This is a genomic window from Synechococcus sp. CBW1006, assembly GCF_015840525.1.
GTDB lineage: Bacteria > Cyanobacteriota > Cyanobacteriia > PCC-6307 > Cyanobiaceae > CBW1002.
Genome location: NZ_CP060396.1, coordinates 1,135,093 through 1,160,001, shown reverse-complemented (window position 1 = coordinate 1,160,001; position 24,909 = coordinate 1,135,093). Strand labels below are relative to the sequence as shown.

General features: G+C 67.0%; 25 protein-coding genes, 1 tRNA gene and 1 other RNA gene. 15 read left to right on the top strand and 12 right to left on the bottom strand.

What is annotated here, in order from left to right; translation table 11 throughout:
* Positions 1 to 114: 114 nt before the first annotated feature.
* Positions 115 to 1,014: a hypothetical protein gene (locus tag H8F26_RS05530; RefSeq protein WP_197158095.1), complete on the top strand. Its 900-nt coding sequence runs from the start codon at positions 115 to 117 to the stop codon at positions 1,012 to 1,014.
* Positions 1,015 to 1,077: 63 nt separating this feature from the next.
* Here H8F26_RS05530 and H8F26_RS05525 read toward each other — a convergent pair whose 3' ends face one another.
* Entirely contained in the window at positions 1,078 to 2,556 is a 1,479-nt protein-coding gene (locus H8F26_RS05525) for a mannose-1-phosphate guanylyltransferase/mannose-6-phosphate isomerase (RefSeq protein WP_197158093.1), read from the bottom strand.
* A gap of 103 nt (positions 2,557 to 2,659) precedes the next feature.
* Positions 2,660 to 3,202, bottom strand: coding sequence for a ribosome maturation factor RimM (gene rimM, locus H8F26_RS05520; RefSeq protein ID WP_197158091.1), 543 nt, complete (start codon positions 3,200 to 3,202; stop codon positions 2,660 to 2,662).
* Between the two features lie 66 nt (positions 3,203 to 3,268).
* Here rimM and H8F26_RS05515 point away from each other — a divergent pair, with 66 nt between their 5' ends.
* Complete coding sequence (locus H8F26_RS05515; protein ID WP_197158089.1) at positions 3,269 to 3,448, top strand: NAD(P)H dehydrogenase subunit NdhS; 180 nt, start codon at positions 3,269 to 3,271, stop codon at positions 3,446 to 3,448.
* Positions 3,449 to 3,520: 72 nt separating this feature from the next.
* Here H8F26_RS05515 and H8F26_RS05510 read toward each other — a convergent pair whose 3' ends face one another.
* Complete coding sequence (locus H8F26_RS05510) at positions 3,521 to 4,312, bottom strand: ribonuclease III family protein (protein WP_197158087.1); 792 nt, start codon at positions 4,310 to 4,312, stop codon at positions 3,521 to 3,523.
* A 37-nt stretch (positions 4,313 to 4,349) separates the two neighbouring features.
* Positions 4,350 to 4,766, bottom strand: an RNA gene (gene rnpB, locus H8F26_RS05505) — RNase P RNA component class A.
* Positions 4,767 to 4,834: 68 nt separating this feature from the next.
* On the opposite strand from rnpB, the gene H8F26_RS05500 reads away from it, so the two are divergent.
* The 3 genes from H8F26_RS05500 (at position 4,835) to H8F26_RS05490 (ending at position 6,708) form a co-directional block, all read left to right on the top strand.
* Positions 4,835 to 4,908: transfer RNA gene (locus H8F26_RS05500), tRNA-Arg, on the top strand.
* 99 nt (positions 4,909 to 5,007) lie between these two features.
* Positions 5,008 to 5,811: a prohibitin family protein gene (locus H8F26_RS05495; protein ID WP_197158085.1), complete on the top strand. Its 804-nt coding sequence runs from the start codon at positions 5,008 to 5,010 to the stop codon at positions 5,809 to 5,811.
* A gap of 204 nt (positions 5,812 to 6,015) precedes the next feature.
* On the top strand, positions 6,016 to 6,708 hold the full coding sequence (locus tag H8F26_RS05490) for a hypothetical protein (protein ID WP_197158084.1): 693 nt from the start codon (positions 6,016 to 6,018) through the stop codon (positions 6,706 to 6,708).
* Here the strand turns inward: H8F26_RS05490 and H8F26_RS05485 are convergent.
* A complete protein-coding gene (locus tag H8F26_RS05485) occupies positions 6,683 to 6,886 on the bottom strand; it encodes a hypothetical protein (protein WP_197158083.1) in 204 nt (67 codons plus the stop codon). The genes H8F26_RS05490 and H8F26_RS05485 overlap by 26 nt on opposite strands.
* Before the next feature lie 114 nt (positions 6,887 to 7,000).
* On the opposite strand from H8F26_RS05485, the gene H8F26_RS05480 reads away from it, so the two are divergent.
* The 3 genes from H8F26_RS05480 to fetB all read left to right on the top strand — a co-directional run bounded on the left by H8F26_RS05480 (position 7,001) and on the right by fetB (position 9,512).
* Positions 7,001 to 7,975 (top strand): hypothetical protein, encoded by a 975-nt coding sequence (locus tag H8F26_RS05480; RefSeq protein ID WP_197158081.1) that lies wholly within the window; start codon positions 7,001 to 7,003, stop codon positions 7,973 to 7,975.
* A 68-nt stretch (positions 7,976 to 8,043) separates the two neighbouring features.
* A complete protein-coding gene (locus tag H8F26_RS05475; protein ID WP_197158079.1) occupies positions 8,044 to 8,697 on the top strand; it encodes an ATP-binding cassette domain-containing protein in 654 nt (217 codons plus the stop codon).
* Positions 8,694 to 9,512, top strand: coding sequence for an iron export ABC transporter permease subunit FetB (gene fetB, locus H8F26_RS05470; protein ID WP_197158077.1), 819 nt, complete (start codon positions 8,694 to 8,696; stop codon positions 9,510 to 9,512). Before H8F26_RS05475 ends, fetB begins: the two co-directional genes overlap by 4 nt.
* A 414-nt stretch (positions 9,513 to 9,926) precedes the next feature.
* Here the strand turns inward: fetB and H8F26_RS05465 are convergent, their stop codons facing one another.
* Complete coding sequence (locus H8F26_RS05465) at positions 9,927 to 10,409, bottom strand: hypothetical protein (RefSeq protein WP_231605483.1); 483 nt, start codon at positions 10,407 to 10,409, stop codon at positions 9,927 to 9,929.
* Positions 10,410 to 10,653: 244 nt separating this feature from the next.
* Between H8F26_RS05465 and H8F26_RS05460 the strand changes: the two genes are divergently transcribed.
* Entirely contained in the window at positions 10,654 to 10,992 is a 339-nt protein-coding gene (locus H8F26_RS05460; RefSeq protein ID WP_197158074.1) for a hypothetical protein, read from the top strand.
* Positions 10,993 to 11,068: 76 nt separating this feature from the next.
* Positions 11,069 to 11,533, top strand: coding sequence for a hypothetical protein (locus tag H8F26_RS05455; protein WP_197158072.1), 465 nt, complete (start codon positions 11,069 to 11,071; stop codon positions 11,531 to 11,533).
* A 29-nt stretch (positions 11,534 to 11,562) separates the two neighbouring features.
* On the opposite strand, the gene H8F26_RS05450 is transcribed toward H8F26_RS05455, so the two are convergent.
* Positions 11,563 to 14,085: a glycogen/starch/alpha-glucan phosphorylase gene (locus tag H8F26_RS05450; RefSeq protein ID WP_197158070.1), complete on the bottom strand. Its 2,523-nt coding sequence runs from the start codon at positions 14,083 to 14,085 to the stop codon at positions 11,563 to 11,565.
* 181 nt (positions 14,086 to 14,266) lie between these two features.
* Between H8F26_RS05450 and H8F26_RS05445 the strand changes: the two genes are divergently transcribed.
* A complete protein-coding gene (locus H8F26_RS05445; protein WP_197158068.1) occupies positions 14,267 to 15,604 on the top strand; it encodes a cation:proton antiporter in 1,338 nt (445 codons plus the stop codon).
* 33 nt (positions 15,605 to 15,637) lie between these two features.
* Positions 15,638 to 16,171 carry an isoprenylcysteine carboxylmethyltransferase family protein gene (locus H8F26_RS05440; protein ID WP_197158066.1) on the top strand — a complete coding sequence of 178 codons (534 nt, stop codon included), beginning with the start codon at positions 15,638 to 15,640 and terminating at the stop codon, positions 16,169 to 16,171.
* Positions 16,172 to 16,191: 20 nt separating this feature from the next.
* Here H8F26_RS05440 and H8F26_RS05435 read toward each other — a convergent pair whose 3' ends face one another.
* Positions 16,192 to 16,545 carry a hypothetical protein gene (locus H8F26_RS05435; RefSeq protein WP_370594674.1) on the bottom strand — a complete coding sequence of 118 codons (354 nt, stop codon included), beginning with the start codon at positions 16,543 to 16,545 and terminating at the stop codon, positions 16,192 to 16,194.
* Positions 16,546 to 16,648: 103 nt separating this feature from the next.
* Between H8F26_RS05435 and H8F26_RS05430 the strand changes: the two genes are divergently transcribed.
* Together H8F26_RS05430 and H8F26_RS05425 are read left to right on the top strand one after the other, a co-directional pair.
* Positions 16,649 to 17,587, top strand: a complete 939-nt coding sequence (locus tag H8F26_RS05430; RefSeq protein ID WP_197159006.1) for an alpha/beta fold hydrolase — start codon at positions 16,649 to 16,651, stop codon at positions 17,585 to 17,587.
* Positions 17,568 to 18,464: a galactose mutarotase gene (locus H8F26_RS05425; RefSeq protein ID WP_197158064.1), complete on the top strand. Its 897-nt coding sequence runs from the start codon at positions 17,568 to 17,570 to the stop codon at positions 18,462 to 18,464. The genes H8F26_RS05430 and H8F26_RS05425 overlap by 20 nt, the downstream gene beginning before the upstream one ends.
* On the opposite strand, the gene H8F26_RS05420 is transcribed toward H8F26_RS05425, so the two are convergent.
* Positions 18,461 to 19,669, bottom strand: coding sequence for an FAD-binding oxidoreductase (locus H8F26_RS05420; protein WP_231605482.1), 1,209 nt, complete (start codon positions 19,667 to 19,669; stop codon positions 18,461 to 18,463). The two genes, H8F26_RS05425 and H8F26_RS05420, sit on opposite strands and share 4 nt — an antisense overlap.
* Here H8F26_RS05420 and H8F26_RS05415 point away from each other — a divergent pair.
* Positions 19,657 to 21,135, top strand: coding sequence for a four-carbon acid sugar kinase family protein (locus H8F26_RS05415; RefSeq protein WP_197158062.1), 1,479 nt, complete (start codon positions 19,657 to 19,659; stop codon positions 21,133 to 21,135). The two genes, H8F26_RS05420 and H8F26_RS05415, sit on opposite strands and share 13 nt — an antisense overlap.
* Here the strand turns inward: H8F26_RS05415 and H8F26_RS05410 are convergent.
* The 3 genes from H8F26_RS05410 to H8F26_RS05400 are packed head-to-tail and all read right to left on the bottom strand — an operon-like array spanning position 21,041 to position 24,823.
* Entirely contained in the window at positions 21,041 to 22,039 is a 999-nt protein-coding gene (locus H8F26_RS05410) for a glutathione S-transferase family protein (RefSeq protein ID WP_197158060.1), read from the bottom strand. The two genes, H8F26_RS05415 and H8F26_RS05410, sit on opposite strands and share 95 nt — an antisense overlap.
* Before the next feature lie 10 nt (positions 22,040 to 22,049).
* A complete protein-coding gene (locus H8F26_RS05405) occupies positions 22,050 to 23,396 on the bottom strand; it encodes a (Fe-S)-binding protein (RefSeq protein ID WP_197158058.1) in 1,347 nt (448 codons plus the stop codon).
* Positions 23,393 to 24,823 carry an NADP-dependent isocitrate dehydrogenase gene (locus H8F26_RS05400; protein WP_197158056.1) on the bottom strand — a complete coding sequence of 477 codons (1,431 nt, stop codon included), beginning with the start codon at positions 24,821 to 24,823 and terminating at the stop codon, positions 23,393 to 23,395. Before H8F26_RS05400 ends, H8F26_RS05405 begins: the two co-directional genes overlap by 4 nt.
* Positions 24,824 to 24,909: the final 86 nt, after the last annotated feature.

Sequence of the window (24,909 nt, the reverse complement as noted above, 5' to 3'; positions counted from 1 at the left end):
CCTGGCTGGCAATCAATACGTTCACCTGACAGGCGCAAGCCCCAGCGAGCGTCGATGCAGATTCTGACGCAATCGCCATCCTTTATGGTGGCGTGATGCAATGCGAGGGAGGTCGTGGCTCAAATCACCCTGCACATTGGCGCCCCCAGAACCGGCACCACTGTTCTCCAGAAATATATTTTCCCGCACATTCAAAACTCTTCTTATTGCGGGAAAAGACCCCATCACAGCGCACTGATTCATTCGTGGGGCCTTCGTGATGCCGGGCAATTCTTTGCGGGGCAGCCCGCAGGTGGCATGACCCAGGAGCTTCGAGAGCAGGCACTCCGATACATCCTGACCATGTCTTTCCACCTTGCCCTGGAGTCGCCCCCGCGGGAGGATGCGGTCAGGGCTTTTCTTTCGGAGGCGATCAGTCGCCTTGTGCGTGTTGCGGTTGGCGGCAGCGTTCTGTTGTCGACTGAGCGCCTGCTGGATACGGCTGCATCCCTGAATGGATCGCATCTGGTAGGTCCGGGTCGCGACGTGGTCTTTCCTGTTCACCCCCTGGCCAAGGCTTGCACAGCGGCGGGGATCACGCCTCGGATTGTGGTTTGCCTGCGAGAGCCCGTTTCTTACTTGGCTTCAAAATATAGTCGTACATCCTTCCAAAGAACTGCAGGCGGCCTCCCTGCACAGACCCCCCGCGAATACATTCAGTCACAGTCAGAGCTTGAGAGCACTCTTCCAGGAAGCTCCGTTCTTTCGGTGGCTGAACACACGCCATTCCTGAAAGCAATGCACGCACTGGGATTCGTCAAGGCTGTCGGCTTCAAAGAGCTGATCGGCTCTGACGATGTCCTGGGAATGCTAGGCCTGGAAAACGAGGGAAAATATTCTTTTCAACAGTTCCCAGTGGAAAATGATCTTGGCGTAAACGCCGCGAAAAAAGCTCTGATCATGGAGAAAATCCACTCGTCCCTGGATCAGTGCGGCTGGCTGGCAAGGGTCAAGAATGCCCAAATGTATGACTGACATCTTCAACCGATGCCTATTCAAGCCTGCTCTTGCGACCGCCTGCTTCCTGGGACATAGACTTCAGGCCAGTGTTCCCAGTCTTCTTTCGCTGCGGCCGTAGCGATCCTCGAAGCGGACGATGTCGTCTTCGCCCAGGTAGGGGCCGCTCTGCACCTCGATCAGCTCCACAGGAATCTTGCCCGGGTTGCTCAGCCGGTGCTTGGCCCCCAGCGGGATGTAGGTGCTCTGGTTCTCCCCCACCAGCTCCTCCACACCGTCCTTCTCCACCATCGCCGTGCCCTTCACCACCACCCAGTGCTCGGCCCGGTGGTGGTGCATCTGCAGCGACAGGCTGGCACCGGGCTTCACCTGGATCTTCTTCACCTGCCAGCGCTCCCCTTCGGTGACGCCGTCGTAATGGCCCCATGGCCGGTAGATGCGCCGGTGCGCCTTGCTTTCCGGCGCACCGGCGCGCTCCAGCAACCCCACCACCCCTTTGACGTCCTGGGCCCGGTCCCGATGGGCCACCAGCACCACATCGTCCGTTTCCACCACCACAAGGTCGTCCACCCCCAGCCCCACCACCAGCCGGTGTTCGCTGCGCAGATAACAGTTGCGGCTGTCCTGGCTGATCACCCGGCCCCGCAGCACGTTGCCCGCCTCGTCCTGGTCGGCCGTTTCCCACAGGGCGCTCCAGCTGCCGACATCGCTCCAGCCCGCCGCCAACGGCAGCACGGCTCCCAGCTTCGTCTTCTCCATCACCGCCACATCGATCGCCACGTTCGGGCAGCCGGCGAAGGCCTCACGCTCCAGCCGCAGGAATTCCAGGTCGCTGCTGTCGTGATCCAGGGCCGCCCGGCAGGCACTCACCACCTCCGGGGCCAGCCGGTCCAGTTCCGCCAGAATCGCACTGGCACGGAACAGAAACATGCCGCTGTTCCAGGTGAAGTGGCCGCTGGCCAGGAACTGCTCAGCGGTGGCCCGATCCGGCTTCTCGACAAATCGTCTGATCGGCAGCGGGGCCGCAATCTCACCGGCCGCCATCGGCTCCTGGGCCTCGGCTTCGATGTAGCCGTAGCCGGTTTCCGGAGCGCTCGGCACGATCCCGAAAGTGACCAGCTGGCCTGCCGCCGCCGCCGGGATGCCCGCCAGCACCGTGGCTCGGAAGCGGGTCAGATCGCGAATCACGTGATCGGCCGCCAGCACCAGCAGCAGGGGGTCCTCACCACGGCTGGTGGCCTGCAGCGCCGCCACCGCCACCGCCGGAGCCGTGTTGCGCGCCACCGGCTCCAGCAGAATCGCCGCCGGTTCCACGCCGATCTGACGCATCTGCTCAGCAACGATGAAGCGGTGATCTTCGTTGCAGATCAACAGCGGCGCTGCCAGCCCAGGCAGACCCGCCAGCCGCTGCTGGGTCTGCTGCAGCAACGTTTCCTCGGCATCACCCGCCAGGGCCCAGTACTGCTTGGGGTAGCTCGCCCTCGACAGCGGCCACAGCCTGGTGCCGGTGCCACCACAGAGGATCACCGGCACCAGGGGGGCGGAGGAGGAGGGCGCCATGGAATGTCCCGGTGCGGATGTGGGGGATTCCCATTCAATCGGAACCGCTGTCGCTCCAGGCCACCGGGGAGGCATCAACCCTGAAGCCTCATGAGGTGTCGCCTCAGAGATCGAGCAGGCCGGGGGGCGGGGTCAGGCCGATCCAGCCTTCGGTGAGGTTCACCTCCGGAACGATCGCCTCCACAAACGGAATCAGGAGGGAGCGGGACGCCGAGTCTCCGCCAGCGGTGCGTTCCACCTCCAGCAGGTCATTGCCGGCATGGATCAGGTCGCGCACGGTGCCGATCACCTCCCCGTCCGGCAGCAGCCGCACCTCCAGCCCCACCAGATCGAGCACATGGAACTCACCATCGGCCAGCGGCGGGCGGTCGCTGGCGGGCACCAGCATCTCGTCGCCCACCAGCGCCTCAGCCGCCTCGCGGCTGTTGATGCCCTCAAAGCACAACACAAACAGCTCCTTGCCCGGCAGCTGCCGGCCCCGCTGCAGCACCAGTTGCCGCGGTGGGCCCTGGCGACCCTTCATCCAGCGGGCACCGGGGCGGGTGAACCGCTCCGGGAAATCGCTCAGGGGCAGCACCCGCACCTCCCCCTGCAGGCCCTGGGCGGCCACCACCCGGCCCACCACGAGCAGCTCGGTTTCGCTCATCGCCTGTGTCCTGCCCCCGAACCCCCGATAATGACGCCACGCGCCGGCCCGCTCCGGGCTTCTTCCATGGCTGACCTTCCGATCCTGCCCGGCTCCACTGTGGTGGTGAACGACGCCCGCTCGATCTACAACGGTTACCGAGGCTTTGTGCAGCGGATCAGCGGCAGCCGGGCGGCGGTGCTGTTTGAAGGCGGCAACTGGGACAAGCTCGTGACCATGCCGCTGACTGCCCTGGCCCAGGAGTGACGTTTCCATTTTGCCTGTGCCTCCCTTGCTGACGCTGCGCGTCGTGCACTGACTGTCCTGCGGGCAGTGCTTTCAGCACTGTTGCCTGCGAATGTGCTGCAGAGCGGCCCTGGCGGCCTGTTGCTCAGCTTCACGACGGGAGCCCCCCCAGCCTTCACCCAGGGATTTCTCCGCCCCATTGGTGGCGGTGGAGCCAGCGAGGCTGACGCGGCACACAAACCGCCGTGGGTCTGCGTGGCGGCGGCTGCGCTCCTGGCACTGGTAGACGGGCAAGCCCAGGGACTGGCCCTGGCTCCATTCCTGCAGGGCCGATTTCCAGTTGTGCTGATCCGGATCAGCAAGCAGCGCAGCGGTGGTGTGCCGCCAGTGGGAATCCAGCCAGAGATGCACAGGCTCAAGACTCCCTCCCCAGCTTTCGTAGAGGCCACCGATCAGGGCCTCGCAGGTTTCGGCCAGGACGGTGCGGCGGCCGGCGAGGTCGCCCTCGGCCATGGCGCCGATCTGCACCACATCCGCCAGGCCGCAGCTCTCCCCCAGCTCCGCCAGCCAGCGGTCGCTCACCAGCTGGGCGCGCAAGGCTGAGCACTGACCCACGCTCAGATCGGGATGCTCCCGCTGCAGATATTCCGCCGCCGCCAGTCGCAGCACTGCATCACCGAGAAACTCCAGCCGCTCGTGGTGATACGCCAGACCGGCGGAGGTGTGGGTCAGGGCTTCATCGATCGGGGCCAGCGTGGCGGCATCGTCTCCGGGTCCACCGGGAGCGGTGGGGTCGAGCTCGAGCTGACGCAGGAAGGCGAGAAGCTGCTTCTGGCGGTGCAGCGGGAGCGACGGCGGGGCAGGCGGCCGGGGCTTCGCAGGCATGCGTGGCGCTCAGGACCTGGAGGAAAGTGTTGAAAAGGGCAGAAAGCAGGACATAAGCCGGGTTCTGTTCTCCACCGCCCGGGGGCGAGGAGGGTGATCATCTGTCTGGGACCGCCGTTACCGGCGGCCTCGAGCGGCGCATTGGGGGCGGGACGGGTGCCATGGCCAACCGTTGTCCCTGGGCCTTGCTCCCAGCCGGGGTTTACCAAGCCAGCACCTCTCGATGCTGCTGGTGCGCTCTTACCGCACCTTTGCACCCTTACCTGTGCACGGGTCGGGTTGCCCCGGTGACCGGCCATCGGCGGTGTGTTTCTGTGGCACTCTCCTCACGGTCACCCGCACTGGGCGTTACCCAGCAAGCCTGGCCATTGGGGAGCCCGGACTTTCCTCAACCGGACGCCACCGCACCCCGAAAGGCACAGCGTCTCCGATCGCGACCACCTCGCCTGCTTTCTTCAGCGACTGTAGGCACAGCCATGTCAGGGGGCGATGTCGATAATGGAGCTCCCAGGTCACCCCCCTGGGGCTGTAGCTCAGCCGGATAGAGCGACGGTTTCCTAAACCGTAGGTCGTGGGTTCGAGTCCCGCCAGCCCCGTCCAGGACCTGGCCCGCCGTGATTGTGGGCTGCCGCCATGCCGGGACCGCCCTCTCCGGCTGCCTAGGGTTTGCGTTCACCCAGGCAATCAAGGTCTTCATGCAAGGTTCCATGCGACCGGCCGGTGGTGATGGGTTCGGCACAGCACTTCAGCTGGTCGTGGCGGGGATTGTGGCCCTGCTGATCCTGCTGAGCCAGACGATTTTCATCGTTCCCGCCGGCAACGTGGCCGTGGTGACGACTCTGGGCCGGGTGACCGGCGGGGAGCGACGACCCGGCCCCAACCTGAAGATTCCCCTGATTCAGGCCACGTCGTTCTTTGATGTGCGCACCCAGGTGAGACCGGAGCAGTTCTCCACCCTGACCAAAGACCTGCAGGTGATCGAGGCCACGGCCACGATGAAGTACGCGATCCGACCCAGCGAAGCGGGCCGGGTGTTCGAAACGATCGCCACCGACAACCAGCAGATCTACCCGCGGGTGATTCAGCCCTCGCTGCTGAAGGCGCTCAAGTCGGTGTTCTCCCAGTACGAGCTGGTCACGATCGCCACCGAGTGGAACAGCATCTCCGAACTGGTACAGGACAAGGTGGCGGAGGAACTGAAGAAGTTCGATTACGTGACGGTGCAGGGCCTGGATCTCACCGGCCTGCAGATCGCCGAGGAATACCGCGCCGCCATCGAGCAGAAGCAGATCGCGGATCAGCGGCTGCTGCGCTCCCAGACCGAGGTGAAGATCGCCGAGCAGGAGGCCCTCCGCTACGAGATCCTCAACAAGAGCCTGGATGACCAGGTGCTCTACAAGCTCTTCCTCGACAAGTGGGACGGGCAGACCTCCGTGGTGCCGGCCCTGCCCGGTGCCTCAGGCGGCACCCCGCCAGTGATCGTGCAGGGCCGCCGGTGATGCTGCCGGCGGCGGGGCTGGCCTCGTTGCTGGGGGCGATTGCGGCCCTGATCCAGCTCCAGGGCCCTGCGCTGAAGCCCGGAATCCTGGCAGGCTCGGTGGCCCAGCACCCCCATCCCACCAGCCGACTTCGGCCTTGCCGGTGCCGGCAAGGGTTGCGACACTCTGAGGCCGCGGCGCACGTCCCTGCCGCCGCTGAACCTGTTGACGCAGACTCTCAAGGCAGGGGGACTTCTCAGCCTCAGCGGCGTCGAGGCTCTGGTGCTGCCGGTCGGGGGCCTGCCGCCGGACGTGGACGGCGTGCTGGGGGCTCCGCAGCTGCGCCAGTTGCCGCTCTGGATCGATCCCCTCGGCGGCGTCATGGCCTTCGGCCGCCGTGCCCTGCAAGCCGCGGACCGGGCCTCAGATGATCAGGCGTCGCCAAGGAGTTCCGGGGCCGAAGGCGAGGCAACGATCCCCCTCCGCTGGCACCGGGGCGTGCCGCTGCTGTCCCTGGCCACCGGCAGTCGCGCCGGCATGGTGGAGGCCCTGGCCGACACCGGCGCCGAAGGGTTGTTCGTTTCGCCGGAGCTGGCAGCGGTGCTGCCGGCCCTCGGACCCAGTCAGCCTCTGCGTGTAGCGGGCTTCTGCGGCGAGCAACCGGCCAGCATGACGCGGGTTCAGGGGCCCAGCCTCACCGGCCGGAGGCCAGCCGCACCGGTGCAGGTCATCCTCACGACCAACCCGGTGTTCCAGTCCCTGGGGGTGAAGGCCATCGTGGGACAGGAGCTGCTCCGCCCCCATCGCCAGCTCTGGCGCCTTGAATCCACCCCACCGACCCTGCACCTCCAGTCAGCGCCTGCGCCGGGGATCCATGAGGCCGGCGACGGTGTCAGCTTCGGCAGCGCCGGCGTTTGATCGGCGTCCTGGAGGTCCGATCCACCAGGATCTGGCCGTCAGACCCTGGCTCCAGCTGAAAGCGCAGCACATCCAACCAGGTTTCTCCTTCCCCGCTGAGCTCCACGATCAGGGCAAGCGTCTGGTTGCCCTGCACCGCCGCCGCCAGCAGCAAGCCGGAACTTTCATAGAAGCTCACATGCCGGGATTCGATGTGCCGCCATGACCGCCGCCACCCCATCCCAGCTGGTCAGGACGATGGCGGTGAGGCTACCGAGAAGTCGGTTGCTGGCTGCTGCCACCGGCACGATGCTTGGGGCTGCTTGTGGACCGCATCGCCATGGTGGCACTGCTGGCCTATGTCGTGCTGAAGGGTCTCGAGAGCACCATCGTGCGGGCGCTGCAGATCCAAGGCGCCCGCCATCCGGTGGATGGCCTCAACACGATCAGTGCCTGCAACCTGTTCTTCTTCGCCCTGGTGGTGGTGGGCACCAGTCTGGTGGTGGCCGACCACCAGACTCTCCGCCAGCAGTTGCCCCGGCTGGAGCGGCGCCAGTGGCAGCTTCTCGGTCTCGACATGCTGGCTGGGAGCCTGCTGGGGCCCCTCGGCAGCTACATGGCCATCGAGGCCCTGGCGGTGATCGAGAAGACCCTGGTGTTCACTTTGGTGCTGCCGGCTTCGGCGCTGCTGTCGGTGCTGTGGCTGGGCGAGCCGCTGCCCCGCCGCTTCTGGCTTACCACCGGAGTGATCGCCCTTGGGCTGGTCCTGGCCTCCCTGGACAGCGGGGCAGCGATGGCGATGGGCCGGGTGTCGGGCCTGGCCTGGGGGATTGTGGGTGTGGGAGGCTTCTCCTGCAGTGCTGTCACGGCCAGGCAGCTGGGCCGGGAAGGCCTCGGCATCGGCCTCACCACCGGTCTGCCGTCGTTGCTGGCGGCGTCGATCTTTCTGGGAATCGGTCTGGTGCTCTACGGCCCGGAGCACTTCATGCATCTGCAGCTGTGGTGGGTGGCGGGGGTGATCGGGCTGTATGCCCTCACGGTGGTGCTGGGCAGTGAGTGGAGCCTGCGCCTCTGCTACCAACGCTTCAGCGTGGCCACCGTGGCCATCGTCGGATCCCTGACCATTGCCGTTTCAGTCGTCAGTGCGGCGGTGGTGCTGGCGGAACCGCTGGGCCCGCCGGTACTGCTGGGCACGGGGCTGGTCCTGCTGGGCGTGATGCTGGCGGTTCGCGCGGCCCCGATCGTGGCCTGCTCCAGCGGGGCTGCAACCCTGCGGACGGACGGGTGACCCACCCATCCTCAGGCGCGAGCATCGAGGGGTTGCGGCCGGCGCATCACCACCCAGCAGGACGGGGCATGGGAACGGACGACACCCTGCTCCTGCGGGCAGAGGGGCTGTTCCACCAGCTGGGCTCACGCTGGCTCTGGCGGGATCTGGAGCTGGAGCTGCAGCCCGGTGATCGCCTGGCCCTGGTGGCGCCTTCCGGTGCCGGCAAGACCCTGCTGCTGCGCAGCCTGGCCCTGCTGGATCCGCTGCAGCAGGGCAGGCTCTGGCTGCGGGGCCGCACTCCTGTTGCCTGGGGCCTGCCCGTGTGGCGATCTTGCCTGATCTATCTGGCCCAGCGGCCGGTGCTGTTCCCTGGCACGGTTCGAGACAACCTCCAGGCCGTGTTTCAGCTGGCCGTCCATCAGCAACGCCGCTGGCGGCCCGACATCCTCGAGGGCTGGTTGGAGACCCTGGGACGTGACAGGGCCTTTCTCGACCTGGACGCCGAGCGGCTCTCCGGAGGTGAAGGACAGTTGCTCAATCTGCTGCGTGCCTTGCAGCTCGAGCCCGACATCCTTCTGCTCGATGAGCCCACCGCCTCCCTGGATCCGGCCTCCACGGAGGCGGTGGAGAGCCTGCTGGCCGGCTGGCTGGAGGGGGGCGATCGGGCCTGCGTGATCACCAGTCACGACGGCGACCAGCTGCGCCGCTTCGGGAATCGCCGCCTGGATCTGACCGTATGACGCCGATCACCACCGGAGCCCTCAGCATCAGCGACGGCCGCCTCGCCCTGGCGACCCTGCTGATCCTGGTCAATGTGGCCCTGTCCGCCTTTCTACGGCTGGGCCTGGGCCGCACGCTGCTGATCGCCTCCACCCGCATGGTGGTTCAGCTGCTCCTGGTGGGATCGGTGCTGGAGTGGCTGTTCCACCAGGACAATGCGCCGGCCATCCTGTTGCTGGCTCTGGTCATGGCCCTGATCGCCGGCATCTCGGCTGTGCAGCGCACACGGCGGCGCTTCGCCGGGATCTATCGCAACAGCCTGGTTTCTGTGATGGGCTCCTCGGCCCTGGTCACCGGTCTGGCGATCGTGGCGATCATCCAGCCTGAGCCCTGGTTCACGCCCCAGTACCTGATTCCTCTGCTGGGCATGGTGCTGGGCAATACCCTCAACGGCATCTCCCTCGGCCTGGATCGCCTCATGGAGGGGCTGCTGAGCCAGCGGGAACAGGTGGAGGCCTGGCTGGCCCTGGGTGGCACCCGCTGGGAGGCCTGCAACGCGGTGGTGAGGGATGCGATTCGCATCGCCATGATCCCCACGATCAATTCAATGATGGTGATGGGCCTGGTCAGCCTGCCCGGCATGATGACAGGTCAGATCCTGGAAGGTGCGGCCCCTGCGGCCGCCGTTCGCTACCAGATCGTCATCCTGTTCATGATCTCCGCCGCCACTGCGCTCGGGGTGTTCGGGGTGGTCTTGCTGGGCTACCGCAGCCTCACCAGCCAGGACCATCAACTGCGTCTGGATCGCCTCTCATCCCTGCGCCCTCGCACCTGATCAGCGTGGCGGTGGGCATTCCGAGTGGCGGTGGGCATGAAGAAATGACCCGCCTGTGCCAGCTCCTGGTTTGTCGGTCCGATTGTAGACAAAAAGGTTGTGATCGCCATGGCTCGCAACACGACGAACCAGAGCGGAGCGGAGGGATCTAGCTGCGGTTTTCTGGTGGCGATGTACGAACGCTGCTCGATTGTTCGGAACGAACAGGGGGGCTATCTTGTGCATCACGATGCCTTCCCAGAGGGTCAATGGGCCGCCGCCAATCTTCCGGCTGCCCATGCTCTCTGTTCTTCCCTGGGTCGGCGGGCGGAGCCTGATGGGTGAGTGTCAGCACAGGCCGGCCTGGCGCAGAGTCATCGAACAGCTTGATCAGGCCATTGGACAGGCAATGCAATGGTGCAGAGATCTTCCGTTTTAAGGCCTGAAGGGGCTCTCAGAGGTCCGAGCGACATGCGCCAGGGCGTTCTGAAGACGCAGGCGATTGAACCGCTGCAACCAGATGCAGGGAAGGTTGAACGCGGTAGCGAACAGCAGATTGATCAGGACCCCCCAGGGCGGCATCCAGCCCAGCGTGGCCAGCCAGAAGGGCCACACGCTCAGGTGCACCAGTTCGGCACGGCGGGTTTCGGCGATCAGGCGCTCCAGCCGAAGCGGATCGCGGCTCACCAGGCTGGCCTTGCGAACCCCCCCCGGAAACGCGTTGCCCGCATCAGGCAGCCAGCCTTTCCAGTGCCGAATTCCCAGCCGCTTCTCGTACGTTCCAGCCATTTCCCCCCAGGGGCGGGGCCGGGTCAGAAGATTGTCTTGGCGCAGCAGCGACAGGGGCAGGCGGTGCCCGATCCACCCGATCACCACACTCCACCCCAGCCAGCCGAGGGCACAGGCCAGGGCCGCCATCAGGGGGCGGGAAAGCTCTGGCCCGGTCATTCACGCGTATCCCAAGTCCAGCTTCAGGATCGCCAGGACGGCCAGCGTTCGGAAGCGGGTCCACCCCTTGGCGCAGCGCATCGAGAGGAACTCAGTTCGAGGCAGTGGCGCCGCCACCAGCGCTGCCTGCATCAGTCGTAGCAACCACTACAGGTAGCGCACTGGATGTTTCCTGGCACCGGGGCTAGCGTGTTCTGAGTCGTGCGTCGCACCCATGACCCAGCTCCACGACCTGCGCCTGCGCCTTCTCGTACAGCAGGAAAGCGAAAGGATCGCCGCTTCCCAACCCGACGAGCTGGATCTCTCGATCGTGCAGGCTCGCTGCCTCTGCTGGCTGGCGTTACTGGCCGAGGCCCATGAAGACCAGGCCACTGATGCCGAGCGCCGCGGTGATGTGGAGCAGGCGATGGGTTGGTTCGCTGATTCAATGCGGCTGCGCGACGTGATCCACGTGGTGTCGTCGATCGAGATTCCGCTGCCCGGTATGGCCGATCTCGAGATCGACGACGGCCCCCTGGGGGACTGGGGTGCTGGGGAACTGCCCTCGGCCTGAGCCTGCTTCCAGGCTGGACTCGTCCGCTTTGGCGGTGCAGTGCCATGATGGGCGTTGATGAGACCTGGGGAGTGCGGTGCCGGACGAGCCCTGCCAATGCCCTGATTGCCAGCGTTTCTATCGGGAACACGACCGATTGATCCGCGAGAATCCAACCCTGCGCCAGCAGCAGGAGCTGAACTGGGCGGCCCTGCAGTCGTTCCGCACCCTGGCGGGCCGGGTGCTCGAAGACCTTCAGAAGCAATACGGCGATCTGGAGCCCCCTGTGGCCCCGGCCGTTGAGGCTGGTGGTGGCACAGCACCAGTGGCCGAAAACGAAGCCATCCAGCAGGCCATGGCTGATCTGGAGAACATCAATGCCCATCTGTTCTCGATTGAGGCCCTCATGGAGCGCATCTTTGATGTGCGCGTACCTGAGGAGGTGGAGCGCAAGTTCCGCGAACTGGCCGGTGAGCTGGCTCCAGACCCGCTCAATGCCGATCGGCTGCGGCTGAATCGTTTGCTTCATCAGACCCCCGACCTGCCCGACCACCGGGGCTGAGCGACAGGATTCTGCTTGGCTCCAGGCGTTCAGTCCAGTTCACAGCTGATTCTGACTGGAAAAGGCTGCGCTTTCCAGATCTTTTCGGCATATTCATCAACAGAGCGATCCGAAGAGAAATAGCCGCTACGGGCCACATTGAGCAGGGCCATGCGGTTCCAGCCGCCTGGATCAGACCAAGCCTGGCTCACCGCAGCCTGGGCCTTGAGGTAAGCGTCAAAGTCAGCGAGCACGAAGAAAGGATCGCGACCGGTGAGATTCTGCAGCAAGGGGCGGAACAGGTCGGTGTCACCGCTGCTGAAGTGCCCCTGCTCCACGAGACGCAGAACTTCAGGCAGTTCGGCAATGTCGTTCACCAGCTCCCAGGGGCGGTAGCCACGTTCATGAAGATCGGCCAGGTCCTCGGTGGTCTTGCCGAAAAGGAAGAAGTTTGCAGCCCCAACACGCTCGCGAATTTCCACATTGGCGCCATCCAAGGTGCCGATCGTCAGGGCACCATTCATGGCGAATTTCATATTGCCAGTACCAGAAGCTTCCTTGCCAGCGGTGGAGATCTGCTCGGAAAGATCAGCGGCTGGATAGACCTTTTCGCCAAGCTTAACATTGTAATTGGGCAGGAAGATCACCCGCAGACGTCCCTGCATGTCGGGATCGGCATTCACAGTCTCAGCAATGGCGCTGAGGAAGCGGATGATCAGCTTTGCCATGTAGTAGCCCGGCGCCGCCTTGCCACCGAAGATGACAGTGCGCGGAGCCTCGCCCCCAGCGGTGCCGTTCTTGATGCGCAGATACAGAGCAATCACCTGCAGAGCATTGAGATGCTGGCGCTTGTACTCATGAATTCGCTTCACCTGCACGTCGAACATAGAGGCTGGATCCACCAGCACTCCTGTGTGGCGGTGAATATAATTAGCCAGGTGATGTTTCACCGCCAGCTTGGTTGCACCCCAGCGCTCCAGGAAGCCGGCGTCGCCCGAAAAGGCCTCGAGCTCCTGGATACGGCTGAAGTCACGGATCCAGCCTTCGCCAATCGCCTCGGTGATCAGACCCGAGAGCAGGGGATTGGAGAGCGCCACCCAGCGTCGTGGGGTGACGCCATTGGTGACATTGGTGAACTTCTCGGGCCAGAGGGCAGCGAAATCCGGGAACAGCTGGGTCTTCACCAGACTGCTGTGCAACTTTGCCACGCCATTGACGTGGTGGGAGGCCACCGTGGCGAGATGGGCCATGCGCACGGCCTTGGGACCATCCTCGTCGATGATCGAAACTCGGCGAAGGATTTCATTGTCGCCGGGATAGCGCAGGCGCACCTGCTGAATGAAGCGGCGGTTGATCTCGTAGATCAGTTGAAGGTGGCGGGGCAGAAGCGAACCAAACAGTTCAATGCCCCATTTCTCCAGGGCCTCCGGCAAGAGGGTGTGGTTGGTATAGGACAACGACTGGCTGGTGATGCGCCAGGCCTCTTCCCACTCGAGATGCTTCTCATCCAGCAGCAGGCGCATCAGCTCCGCCACGGCGATGGCGGGATGGGTGTCATTGAGCTGCACGGCCCAGTGGGAGGGAAACTCCTTGATAGGAATGGCGCGGACCTCAAGGGAGCGCAGCATGTCCTGCAGGGAGCAGCTGACAAAGAAGTGCTGCTGTTTCAAGCGAAGACGGCGGCCCTCGTCGGTGCCGTCGTTGGGATAGAGCACCTTGGAGAGATTCTCTGAACCGACCTTCTCCTCCACGGCCCCGTAATAGTCGCCGATGTTGAAAGCGTAGAAATCGAAGGTCTCAGTGGCTTCGGCGCGCCAGAGACGCAGGCGATCGCAGGTGTTGACGCGATAACCCAGAACGGGAACATCGTGGGGGACGCCGATCGCGGTTTCCTCGGGCACCCAGCGGACCCGGAGGCAGCCGTTGGTGTCGCGGTAGTTCTCGGTGTGGCCACCGAAACCGACGAAGCAGGCCTGATCGGGATGGGGAATCTCCCAGGGCCAGCCGCCCTTGAGCCATTTGTCGGTGATTTCGACCTGCCAGCCATCTCGGATGAGCTGGTCGAAGATGCCGAATTCGTAGCGAATGCCGTAGCCGGTGGCGGGAATCTCCAGGGAGGCGAGCGATTCGAGGAAGCAGGCCGCCAGGCGGCCGAGGCCACCGTTGCCGAGGCCTGGCTCCTCCTCCACCTCCAGGATGTCTTCGAAGTCGTTGATGCCGAAGCGACGCAGGGCCTCGGCGGCTTCCTCCCGGATGCCGAGCATCAGCAGGTTGTTGCCGAGCTGGGGGCCCACCAGGAACTCGGCGGAGAGATAGGCCACCACCCGGGCGGGACTGGCGACGATCGCCTCGATGCCGGCCAGATAGCGGGTCATCAGCCGGTCGCGCACCGCGTAGCTCAGGGCCATGTAGAGGTCATGGCGGCTGGCCGAGGGGGCGAGCTTGCCGAGCGTGTAGAAGAGGTGCTCGGTCATGCCGTCGAACACGTCGTCAGCGGTGAGGCCGCTGCGATCGGGATCGGCGTAACAGCCCGGGGTCGGCAGGCGCAGAGTGAGGGGCTGGTGCTCGGTCATGGGGGGCTGCCGGGGAAGGACGACCGGGTGGCGGGCATGGCCGAGGTCCACAGGACCTGACACAGGTCAGCCGGTTCGACGGTAGCGATGACTGCCATAGCCAGCCCTGATGGTCCGGTAGAGATCCGCAAACCCACATCCCTCGGTATTCGACTTAACGTCGCGCCACTTCAGTCCTTCCATGCCTTTCCCACCGCTGCTGATCGAGATCGGCAACCACCAGATGGAGGTGGCGGAAACCTTGATCGCCGTCGGCCGTTTCCTGGTGATCTTTGTGGCCGCCAGAGCCCTGGCCGAGCTGATGGTGCGGCTGCAATTGCCCACGATTCTTGGCGAGCTGGTTGCCGGTGTGCTGATCGGTGTGTCGGGTCTGCACCTGATCGTGCCTCCCGAAACCCACGCGCAGCTGGGGAATTTCGGCGTGAACCTGCTCAGCTCTCTGGCTGAGGTGAGCCCCGAGCAGGTGCGGGAGATCTACGCGGAGACCTTCCCCAATCTCGCGGCCGTCTCCCAGATCGGTCTCTATGCCCTGCTCTTCCTCACCGGCCTGGAAAGCGAGCTTGATGAACTCGTGGCTGTGGGGATGCAGGCCACCACGGTGGCTGTGACCGGCGTTGTGTTGCCTTTCGCCCTCGGCACTGCTGGCCTGCTCTACTTCTTCCATGTCCCGTTGATCCCGGCGGTCTTCGCCGGCGCGGCCATGACCGCCACCAGCATCGGCATCACCGCCAGTGTGTTCGGCGAACTCAAGTACCTCAAGACCCGCGAGGGGCAGACGGTGATCGGCGCCGCCGTCCTGGACGACATCCTCGGCATCGTCATCCTGGCGGTGGTGGTGGCCGTGGCCGGTGGCGGCACCCTCTCGATCGGCCCGATCCTCAAGCTTGTGGTGGCCGCTGGTGTGTTCGTGGCAGCGGCCCTGTTCCTCAGCCGCACCGCTGCTCCGCTGTTCGACTGGGTGCTGGATCAGCTCAAGGCCCCTGGAGAAGTGGTGGTGGCCTCCTTTGTGGTGCTCTCCCTCTCGTGCTTCGCGGCCCAGGCGATCGGCCTGGAAGCAGCTCTTGGAGCGTTCGCGGCCGGCCTGATCCTGAGCAGCTCCAAGCACACCCATGCCATCCAGGAAACGGTGAAGCCGTTGGTGGCCCTGTTCGCCACCATCTTCTTTGTGCTGATCGGCACGGGCATGGATCTTTCTGTGCTCAACCCGATGAATCCTGAAAATCGCGAGGGCCTGATCGTGGCAGCTTTCCTGCTCACGGTGGCGATCATTGGCAAGTTGGCCTCCGGCTGGAGCTACTTCAGCAAGGAGAAGACCAATCGCCTGGTGGTGGGCATCGGCATGATGCCCCGTGGAGAGGTCGGTCTGATCTTCCTGGGACTCGGTACTCAGGCCGGTTTGCTCACTCCCGCCCTCGATGCAGCCATCCTGTTGATGGTGATCGGCACCACCTTCCTGGCTCCGATCCTGCTGCGCTTTGTGCTCGCCGGGAAACCAGAACCGGCTGAGCAGCCAGCCTGAATCCCAAGCGAGCAGAAGCTCGGTCCTGGTCCCATGGTTGAGAAGCAGCCGGTCGTGCGGAACTGGGGCCTCAGTTGGGGCGGCTGGCTCGATAACCGCCGCGGTGAGTGGTGGCTGGTGGCTCAGCTGATCCTGATAGCCGCCCATGCTCTCCCGGCCTGGCCCCCGCTGGCACGTTTCGGATGGGTCTGGCCCTGGCCCGTGGAACTGCTGGGCTGGGCCCTGTTCGTGCTGGGCCTGGCTCTGGCGGCCCAGGCCTTCTGGTGGCTGGGATCCAGCCTCAGCCCCCTGCCTGATCCCATCCCCGGCGCCGCCCTGATGATCAGCGGCGCCTACGCCCGCTGCCGCCATCCGATGTATCAGGCCGTGCTGCTCTGTTCCCTCGGCGTGACCGTGGCCCTGGGCAGCCTGTTACATCTGGCCCTGCTGCTTGGCCTCGTCGCCGTGCTGGGCGGCAAGGCCCGCCGAGAGGAGCGTCAGCTTCTCGGCATCCATCCGGATTACGCCGCTTACCGCACCTCGACCGCAGCGATCGTGCCGCATCTGGCCTGGCTGGACTGGCGCTGATCCCGGCCTTCGCCCTCAGCTCAGGATCTGGGTTCATCGCGACGGCTGGCCAGGGTCCAGAACAGGCCGGCGAGCACGCCCATCAGACCGAGGCTCGTGGCCCAGCTGGGTCCCAGTGCCCAGCCCAGCCCCAGTTCCGTGAGCAGGCCCACCGCCAGGGCCAGGAGCAGGCTGCTGAGGGCGAGCACAACCTGTTGCGCCATCTCGCCCAATGGACCCTCCGCCAGGGCCTGCTCCAACCGGGCCAGGGGCCGGCTGAGCGGAAGATAGAGGGCCAGGGCCCAGAGGGCGATGCCGGGCAGCAGGCCACCCCAGTCGAGTCCTGGGCTGAACACCGCGGCGGCGAGGGGGATCGGCGCAAGGAAGGAGTGCAACGGGCAGGCAATCCGGGGAGAGACAGGCAGAGCGTGAGCCCGTCGGTGCTGCCTAGCATCGACCACCCAACGCCTTGCCGTGGTGTTCTCTCCGGCCGAACCCATGCGGTCCTGCCCGCCGCCCTGGTCGTTCCGCGGCCATGCGATCCACTGCCTGCGCCGCTCTCCAGCCAGGCCGCTGGGGCCGGCGATCCTGCTGGTGCATGGCTTCGGGGCTTCCACCGATCACTGGCGCCACAACATCCCGGTGCTGGCGGAGCACCACGAGGTGCATGCCATCGATCTGCTGGGCTTCGGCCGCAGTGCCAAACCGGCCGGGCCGGAGTATGGCGGCGCCCTCTGGCGCGACCAGCTCTGCGCCTACGTGCAGGAGCGCATCGGACGCCCCACCGTGCTGGTGGGAAACTCCCTGGGTGGATTCGCGGCCTTGGCGGCCGGAGCGGCCTTGGGGGATCAGGCCGCTGGCGTGGTGCTCCTGAATGCGGCCGGGCCCTTCAGCGACGAGCAGATTCCGCCCGCCGGCTGGGGGGCAATCGCCCGCCGCACCATCGGCGGCGCCCTGCTGCGCAGCCCGGTGCTGCAGCGCCTGCTGTTCGAGAATCTGCGGCGACCCTCCACGATCCGCCGCACCCTGCGGCAGGTGTATGTGGATCGCACCAACGTCGATGAGGAGCTGGTCGAAGCGATCCGGCGCCCGTCGCTCGATCCCGGTGCCTTCGGGGTGTTCCGCACCGTGTTCGACATCCCCCGCGGTCAGCCGCTGGACGAGCTGTTCGCCCAGCTGGAGGCACCGCTGCTGCTGCTCTGGGGCATCCGCGATCCCTGGATCAACGCCGCCGGTCGCCGCGCCGCCTTCCAGCGCCACGCGCCGGCGGCCACCAGTGAGGTGGTGCTGGAGGCCGGCCATTGCCCCCACGATGAGGTGCCCGATCAAGTGAACCGGGCTCTGCTCGCGTGGCTGGCCGCGCTGCCGGCAGCGCAGACTCCGCCTACGGTCGGGATGCCCGCGGATCCCCGGCCGGATGCTGCGCCCGTGCTCTGAGCCCTATCCCCACTGGCTCCTCACCGACCCGATCAGCGGCGATGCCCTGCGCCTGGTACCCGAACGGGGCGGCCTGCTGACCGGCTGGCTCTGCCATGGGCCCTGGGGCGGCCGCGAGATCCTCTACTTCGACGCGGAACGGTTCGCCGATCCCGCCCTGTCGGTGCGGGGAGGGATGCCGGTGCTGTTTCCCATCTGCGGCAATCTGGCCAGCAACGAACTGGTGCTGCCCCAGGGGCGCTATCCGCTCTCCCAGCATGGCTTTGCCCGCGATCTGCCCTGGGGCCTCGATCCTCTGCCGGATGGCTGCGGTGTTCGCCTCACCCTGGAGGATGGACCCAGCACCACCCGAGCCCACTATCCCTTCTCCTTCCGGCTGGCGTTGGAGCTGCGGTTGCAACCGGGAGCCCTGGCGATCGAGGCCACGGTCACCCACACGGGTGGGCCCCTGGATCCGCCCATGCCCTTCGCCTTCGGGTTGCACCCCTACCTGGCGGTGCCGGTCCTTTCGCAGGCGAGCCTCACGGGCCTGCCGCCCCGTTGCCGCGACCAGGCGGCCGGCGCCGAGGCCAGCACCGAGGCCCTGCTCGACCGGCTGGCGGCCGGGGTGGATCTGTTGGCCCATCCCGCCGGGCCGGTGACGCTCCACCCCGGCGGCGGCGCGCCGGAGGTGCTGCTGGAGACCGAGCCGCCTTTCGATCTGGCGGTGGTGTGGAGCGATCCGCCGCGAGCGATGGTCTGCCTGGAGCCCTGGACGGCGGAGCGCGGTGCCCTGGAGCCCGGCCATCCGGCCTCCCAGCGGCGGCTGGAGCTGGAGCCCGGCACATCCCAGACGCTGCGCTGCCGCTACGTGGTGCAGCCGCCGGCCCGTTCCTAAGTCAGGGGCCTCACCCCCGGCAGACGGCCGCGGGCCAGCAGCTGTCTGGGGTCGAACTGGCGCTTCACCGCTTCGATCAGGGGGCGGGAGGGGGCGTCTTCCCAGGCGGCCAGGCCGGCGCCGGTTGGTTGCAGCAGCACCGTGAGGTAGCCGCCCAGCTCCTTGCAGAGGCGGCGCAGCTCCTCGACCCGATAGGCGGGCAGGCACGCGTCTGGTGCGGCCCAGGCCAGGCCGAGTCCGCTGCCGGCGCCCAGCACCAGGGGCAGCTGCCGCAGGCAGGGGGCAGCCAGGAGCTGCTCGGCCTGTCCGGGCTTCACACCCAGCCGCAGCAGCCAGGCCGGTTCGGCGGTGGTCTGGCCCTGTCCGATCGCCTGCAGGGCCTCGAGCCGTTCGCCATCGAGGGGCTGGCAGTGCAGCGGGCCGGCCTGCAGGGCCTGCTCGCCCAGGCAGGCGATCTGTTCCTCCAGGGTCTGGGGGCTGACGCTGGCCAGGCTGAGCAGCAGCAGCGGTTGATCCGCCAGGCCGGCCTGGGCGGCCAGGGGGCCGCTCCACCAGTCGACCCGCTCGGGGGTGAGGCTGGAGCGCAGCAGCCAGCGGCTCAGCCGCCCCAGGGCTGCCAGATCACCCTGGATCCAGAGCCCGCGGCGCTGGGGCGGCAGGGGCAGGGTGCGCAGGGTGAGTTCGGTGATCAGGCCGAGGGAGCCCCAGCTGCCGCAGAACAACCGCATCAGGTCGTAGCCGGCCACGTTCTTCACGACCTTGCCGCCGGCCCTGGCTGCTACCCCATCGGCCCGTAGCAGGCCGATGCCGATCAATTGGTCGCGGATGCCGAGGTAGCGGTGGCGGAAGCCACCAGCCAGGCCGCGGGCCACCAGGCCCCCGATCGAGCCGGACGAGCCTCGGCCCCAGGGGGAGTCGACGGCCAGCCACTGCCGGTGGTGGTTGAGTGCCTCCTGCACCTCCACCAGTGGTGTGCCGGCCTGCACGGTGATGGTGAAATCGCCGGGGTTGTGCTCCAGCACCCGGTTCAGCCGCCGGCAGCTCAGCACCGTGCTGCCCGGCTCCACCGCTGGCCCCCAGGTCAGCCGGCTGGCCTGGCCCGCCGGCAGCCACGGCAAGGCCCGCTGATGCAGATCCCGCACCAGATCGGGCAGCTCGTGGGGCTCAGGACTGATCACGGCACGATGGTGCCATGGCGGACGCACCCCTGAAGATCGTTGTGCTCGACGACGATCCCACCGGATCCCAGACGGTGCACAGCTGCCCCCTGCTGCTGCGCTGGGACGCCGGGACCCTGCGGGCCGCGCTGGCCCATCCCGCGCCGCTGCTGTTTCTGCTGGCCAACACCCGCGCCCTTGATCCCGAGGCGGCGCGGCAGCGGGTGCGGCAGCTCTGCCGCTGCCTGCGGCCGCTGCTGGAGGAGGCGGTGGCTGCCGGCCGGATCGGTGCCTGGCTGATCGTGAGCCGCGGCGATTCCACCCTGCGCAGCCATTTCCCCCTGGAGGTGGAGGTGATCGCGGCGGAACTGGGTCCCTTCGATGCCACGGTTCTGGCACCCGCCTTCCTGCCGGGGGGACGCACCACGGTGGATGGGGTGCATCTCCTGCATGGGGAACCGGTGCACCGCACGGCCTTCGCCCGCGATGGCCTGTTCGGCTACGGCACCAGCGACCTGCCGGCCTGGGTGGAGGAGAAGAGCGCCGGGCGGATCCGCGCCGATCAGGTGGAGCGCATCGGCTGGCGGGAGCTGGAGGCGGCGGCGGATGGTGCTGGACATGGAGGAGACCAGGCCCTGCTGCGGAAGCTGGCGGCGTTCCAGGGGAATCCGGTGGTGGTGGTGGATGCGGAGCGGCCGCAGCACCTGCTGGCCCTGGGAGCCGCGCTGCGGCAGCTCACGGCTCCAGCCGCCGCAGAGCGATGGGGCCGGCCGCGGCGGTTCCTGTTCCAGTCCGCCGCCAGCCTGCTGAATGGCCTGGCGGAGCTGCCGCCGCCGCCACTGGATGCCGGCGGCCTGGCGGCCCTGCGCCGCTGTGATCGCGCCGGCACGCCGCTGCCGGGGCTGGTGCTGGTGGGCTCCCACGTTCCCCTGGCCGATGCCCAGCTGGAGCGGTTGCTCGCCGATCCGGCCTGCGCCGGCGTGGAGGTGGAGGTGCGCCGCCTGGCCCGTGTGCTGGAGGGGCCGCTGCCGGCGCCGCTGCTGGCCTCGCTCGAGCAGGACTGGCGGCAGGCCTTGCGGCGGATCCTTACCAGCGGCCGCACGCCGGTGCTGTTCAGCAGCCGCGGGGAGCTGCTCTGCCGGGGTGCCACCGAGCGCCGCGCCTTCGGGCTGGCACTGGCGGCCCTGATGGCCCGGCTGGCAGCCAGCCTGGCGCCGGATCTCGGCTATCTGATCAGCAAGGGCGGTATCACCACCCACACCCTGCTGGCCGATGGACTGGATCTGGCGGCGGTGGATCTGCGCGGCCAGCTGCTGCCGGGGTTGTCACTGGTGCAGCCAGCGGGTGCCTGTGGTCCGCTGGCGGGCCTGCCGCTGCTCACCTTCCCGGGCAATCTCGGCGACGCAGACACCTTGCACCTCAGCTGGCTGTGGATGGAGGGGCGAGCCGCTCCCGCCCATGGGGCGCTTGGAAATCGATGGATGGACCCAGGGGCACCACGCCGGAGGGGTTGATCGTGGGGTGGCTCTGGTAGTAGTGCCGCTTGATGTGATCGAAGTCCACCGTGGCGGCGATGCCGGGCATCTGATACAGCTCGCGCACATAGGCGAAGAGGTGGGGATACTCGACCAGGCGGCGACGGTTGCACTTGAAGTGCCCCACGTAGACCGGATCGAAGCGCACCAGGGTGGTGAACAGGCGCCAGTCGGCTTCGGTGCGTTGGGTTCCGAGCAGATAGCGGTGCTGGCTGAGGTGCTGCTCCAGCCAGTCGAGCGTGGCGAACAGGGGCTCGAATGCCTCCTCATAGGCGGCCTGGCTGGTGGCGAAGCCGCACTTGTAGACGCCGTTGTTCAGCGTGTCGTAGATCCGGGCATTGAGCCGGTCGATCGCGGGGCGCAGGGGCTCGGGGTAGTAGTCGCCCGGCCGGGCCCCGAGCTGGTCGAAGGCGGAGTTGAGCATCCGGATGATCTCGGACGACTCATTGCTGACGATCGTGCCCCGCTGCCGGTCCCACAGCAGCGGCACCGTGACGCGGCCGCTGCAGTGAGGATCGGCCTGGGTGTAGAGCTGATGCAGGAAGCGCGCCTGGCACACGGGGTCAGGGATGACGCCGGGGCCTGGATCGAAGGTCCAGCCGTGCTCGCCCATGAACCAGTGCACCACCGAGATCGGCAGCAGATCCTCAAGGCCCTTCAACGCCCGGACGATCAGGGTGCGGTGCGCCCAGGGGCAGGCCAGCGATACGTACAAGTGGTAGCGGCCTGCTTCGGCGGGGAAGCCGCCCTCACCGCTCGGGCCGGCGGAACCGTCCGGTGTGATCCAGTTGCGAAAACGGGCGCTGTCCCGCACGAAGCGACCGCCGCTGGCACTGGTGTCGTACCAGCGATCCTGCCAGGCCCCATCCACCAGAACGCCCACGTGTTTCTCCTCAGGTAGCGCTGGCGCGGAAGCTGCGCTCCAGCAGCTGCACCGGATGGACCACCGGCAGCGGGGCCGCCCCACCGGGTGTGTCGTCCAGGTGGCGGCGGATCTGGAGGCTGCAGCCGATGTTGGCGCTCACCACCAGATCGGCTCCGGTGCCGCGCAGGTCGTCGGCCTTGATCCATCCGAGGGCGGCGGCCTCCTCCGGTTGCACCAGGTTGTAGATGCCGGCGCTGCCGCAGCACACCCCCGCCTCCACCGCCTCACGGATCTCCACATGGGGAATGGCACGCAGCAGGGCCCGGGGCTGCTCACGGATGCCCTGGCCATGGAGCATGTGACAGGCATCGTGATAGGCCAGTCGCAGGGGGCGATCGGCGCTGGCCCGGCTGCCATCGGCATGGTCCAGGGGCTGCAGGCCTTGCCGGAACGCGTCGCTCAGGCCCACCCGCTCCAGGAACTCCTGCAGGTCGGCCACACCGGCGGCGAAGGCGGAGCCACGGGCGGCCCAGGCCGGTTCGCTGGCCAGCAGCGCGTCGTAGTGCTTGAGGGTGTGGCCGCAGCCGGAGGCCGCCACCAGCACCGCATCGAGCGGCTCGGCTCCGGCGGGCCGCCCTGGGCCCACCACCGCCGCGAAGCTGTCGATCAGGGCCGTGGCGTGGCTGCGGGTCAACGCTTCTTCGCCCTGGTGGTGGGTCATGGCGCCGCAGCAGCCCTGGGCCGGGGGGATCACCACCTCGATGCCGTTGGCACGCAGCACCCGCACCGCCGCGGCATTCACCGCCGGATCAAAGAGGCGTTGCACACAGCCGAGCACCAGCCCCACCCGGTAGCGGCGCTGACCGATCGCCGGAACCACCAGCGGGAAGCCGTCCGCGAAGCTCTCGGCGGGCAGGGGCGGCAGCAGCCGCTCCATCGCCTCGATCTGGGGGCCGAGCAGGCGGAGCAGGCCACTGCGGCGCGCCAAGGCCTGCAGGGGGGTGCCGGCATAGGCCCGCAGGGGCGTGAGCAGGGCCCGCAACCGTTGGGGGTAGGGCAGCAGGGCGAACAGCAGGCGGCGGAAGCTGCGTTGGACCGGGGTGCGCAGCTCCGGAGCGTTGAGCTGGGGCCGGGTCGCCTCGATCAGCTCGTCGTAGCGCACGCCGGAGGGACAGGCGCTGACGCAGGCGAAGCAGCCGAGGCAGCTGTCGAAATGGCCCGCCACCGTGGCATCGAGCTCCAGCTCGCCGGCCGCGATCGCCTTGAGGGCGTGGATGCGACCCCGCGGCGAATCCATCTCCGTGCCCAGCACCCGGTAGCTGGCACAGGTGGGCAGGCAGAAGCCGCAGTGCACGCAGGGGTCGGTGGCGTTCATCCCCCGAAGTGCCGCACCACTGCTTCGGCGAAGCCCGAGCAGCTCACCGGCTCCACCCGCGGTTCCATCAGCCGGGCCAGGTCGTAGGTGACCTCCCCATTGGCGATCGCGGCACTGATCCCCGCGGTGATCAGGTCGGCGGCTTCCTGCCAGCCCATGTATTCGAGCATCATCACGCCGCTCAGGATCACCGAGCCGGGGTTGATCCGGTCGAGGCCGGCGTGCTTGGGCGCCGTGCCGTGGGTCGCCTCGAAGATGGCGGCGTTGTCGCCGATGTTGGCGCCCGGCGCCATGCCGAGGCCACCCACCACGGCGGCGGCGGCATCGGAGATGTAGTCGCCGTTGAGGTTGAGGGTGCAGAGCACCGAATACTCCTGGGGCCGCGTCTGGATCTGCTGGAAGATGCTGTCGGCGATGCGGTCGTCCACCAGCACCATGCTCTTCCATTTGCCGTAGCCGTGGCTCTCGCCGATCGCGTCGAGCACCTGCTTCACCTCCGCATCCACTGCTGCCTTCTTCTCCGGCGTGAGGCTGTCGTAGCCGGGTTCGATCAGGCGGGCGTTGTCCTGAATCGTGAGGCCGTGGTTACGGGCGAGGTTGTCGAGGATCCAGCTTTCCCGCTCGGTCACGCAGACGTCGCGGAACTCGGTGGTGGCCAGCTCGTAGCCCCAGTCGCGGAAGGCCCCCTCGGTGAACTTCATGATGTTGCCCTTGTGCACCAGGGTCACATGGCGCTTCGAGCCCTCCAGGCCCAGGGCGTGCTGGATCGCCTTGCGGACGTGCCGCTGGGTGCCGTCCTTGCTCACCGGCTTGATGCCGATGCCCGAGCCGGCAGGGATGCGGCGCTTGCCGAGCTTGCCATTGGCGGGAATCACCGTGTCATTGAGGTGCTCGATCAGCTCGATGCAGACTGGATCGGTGGCCTCCCACTCGATCCCCATGTAGATGTCTTCGGTGTTCTCCCGATAGACGATCACATCCAGGTCCTGGGGCCGCTTGTGGGGACTGGGGGTGCCGTTGTAGTAGCGGCAGGGACGAACGCAGCAGTAAAGATCGAAGATCTGGCGCAGGGCCACGTTGAGGGAGCGGATGCCGCCGCCGATCGGCGTTGTGAGGGGCCCCTTGATCGCCACGCCGTAGTCCTCGATCGCGGTGAGCGTGTCCTGGGGCAGGTACTGGTAGGTGCCGTAGAGGTCGCAGGCCTCGTCGCCGGCCAACACCTTGAACCACTCGATGCGACGCTCACCGCCGTAGGCCTTGGCCACCGCCGCATCCAGCACCCGCTGGGTGGCGGGCCAGATGTCGACGCCGGTGCCGTCGCCGCGGATGAAGGGAATGATCGGGTCGCTGGGCACCACCGGCTGACCGTTCTCGAAGCGGATGGCGGTGCCGCTGCTGGGGGCGGTGAGCTTCTCGTAGGTGGCCATGCGCGAGGGAGTGAAGGGACCGGGGTTGATGGGGATCAGCCCACCATGGCTGGCGCGACCGGCCGGGGCGCCGCAGCATGGACCGA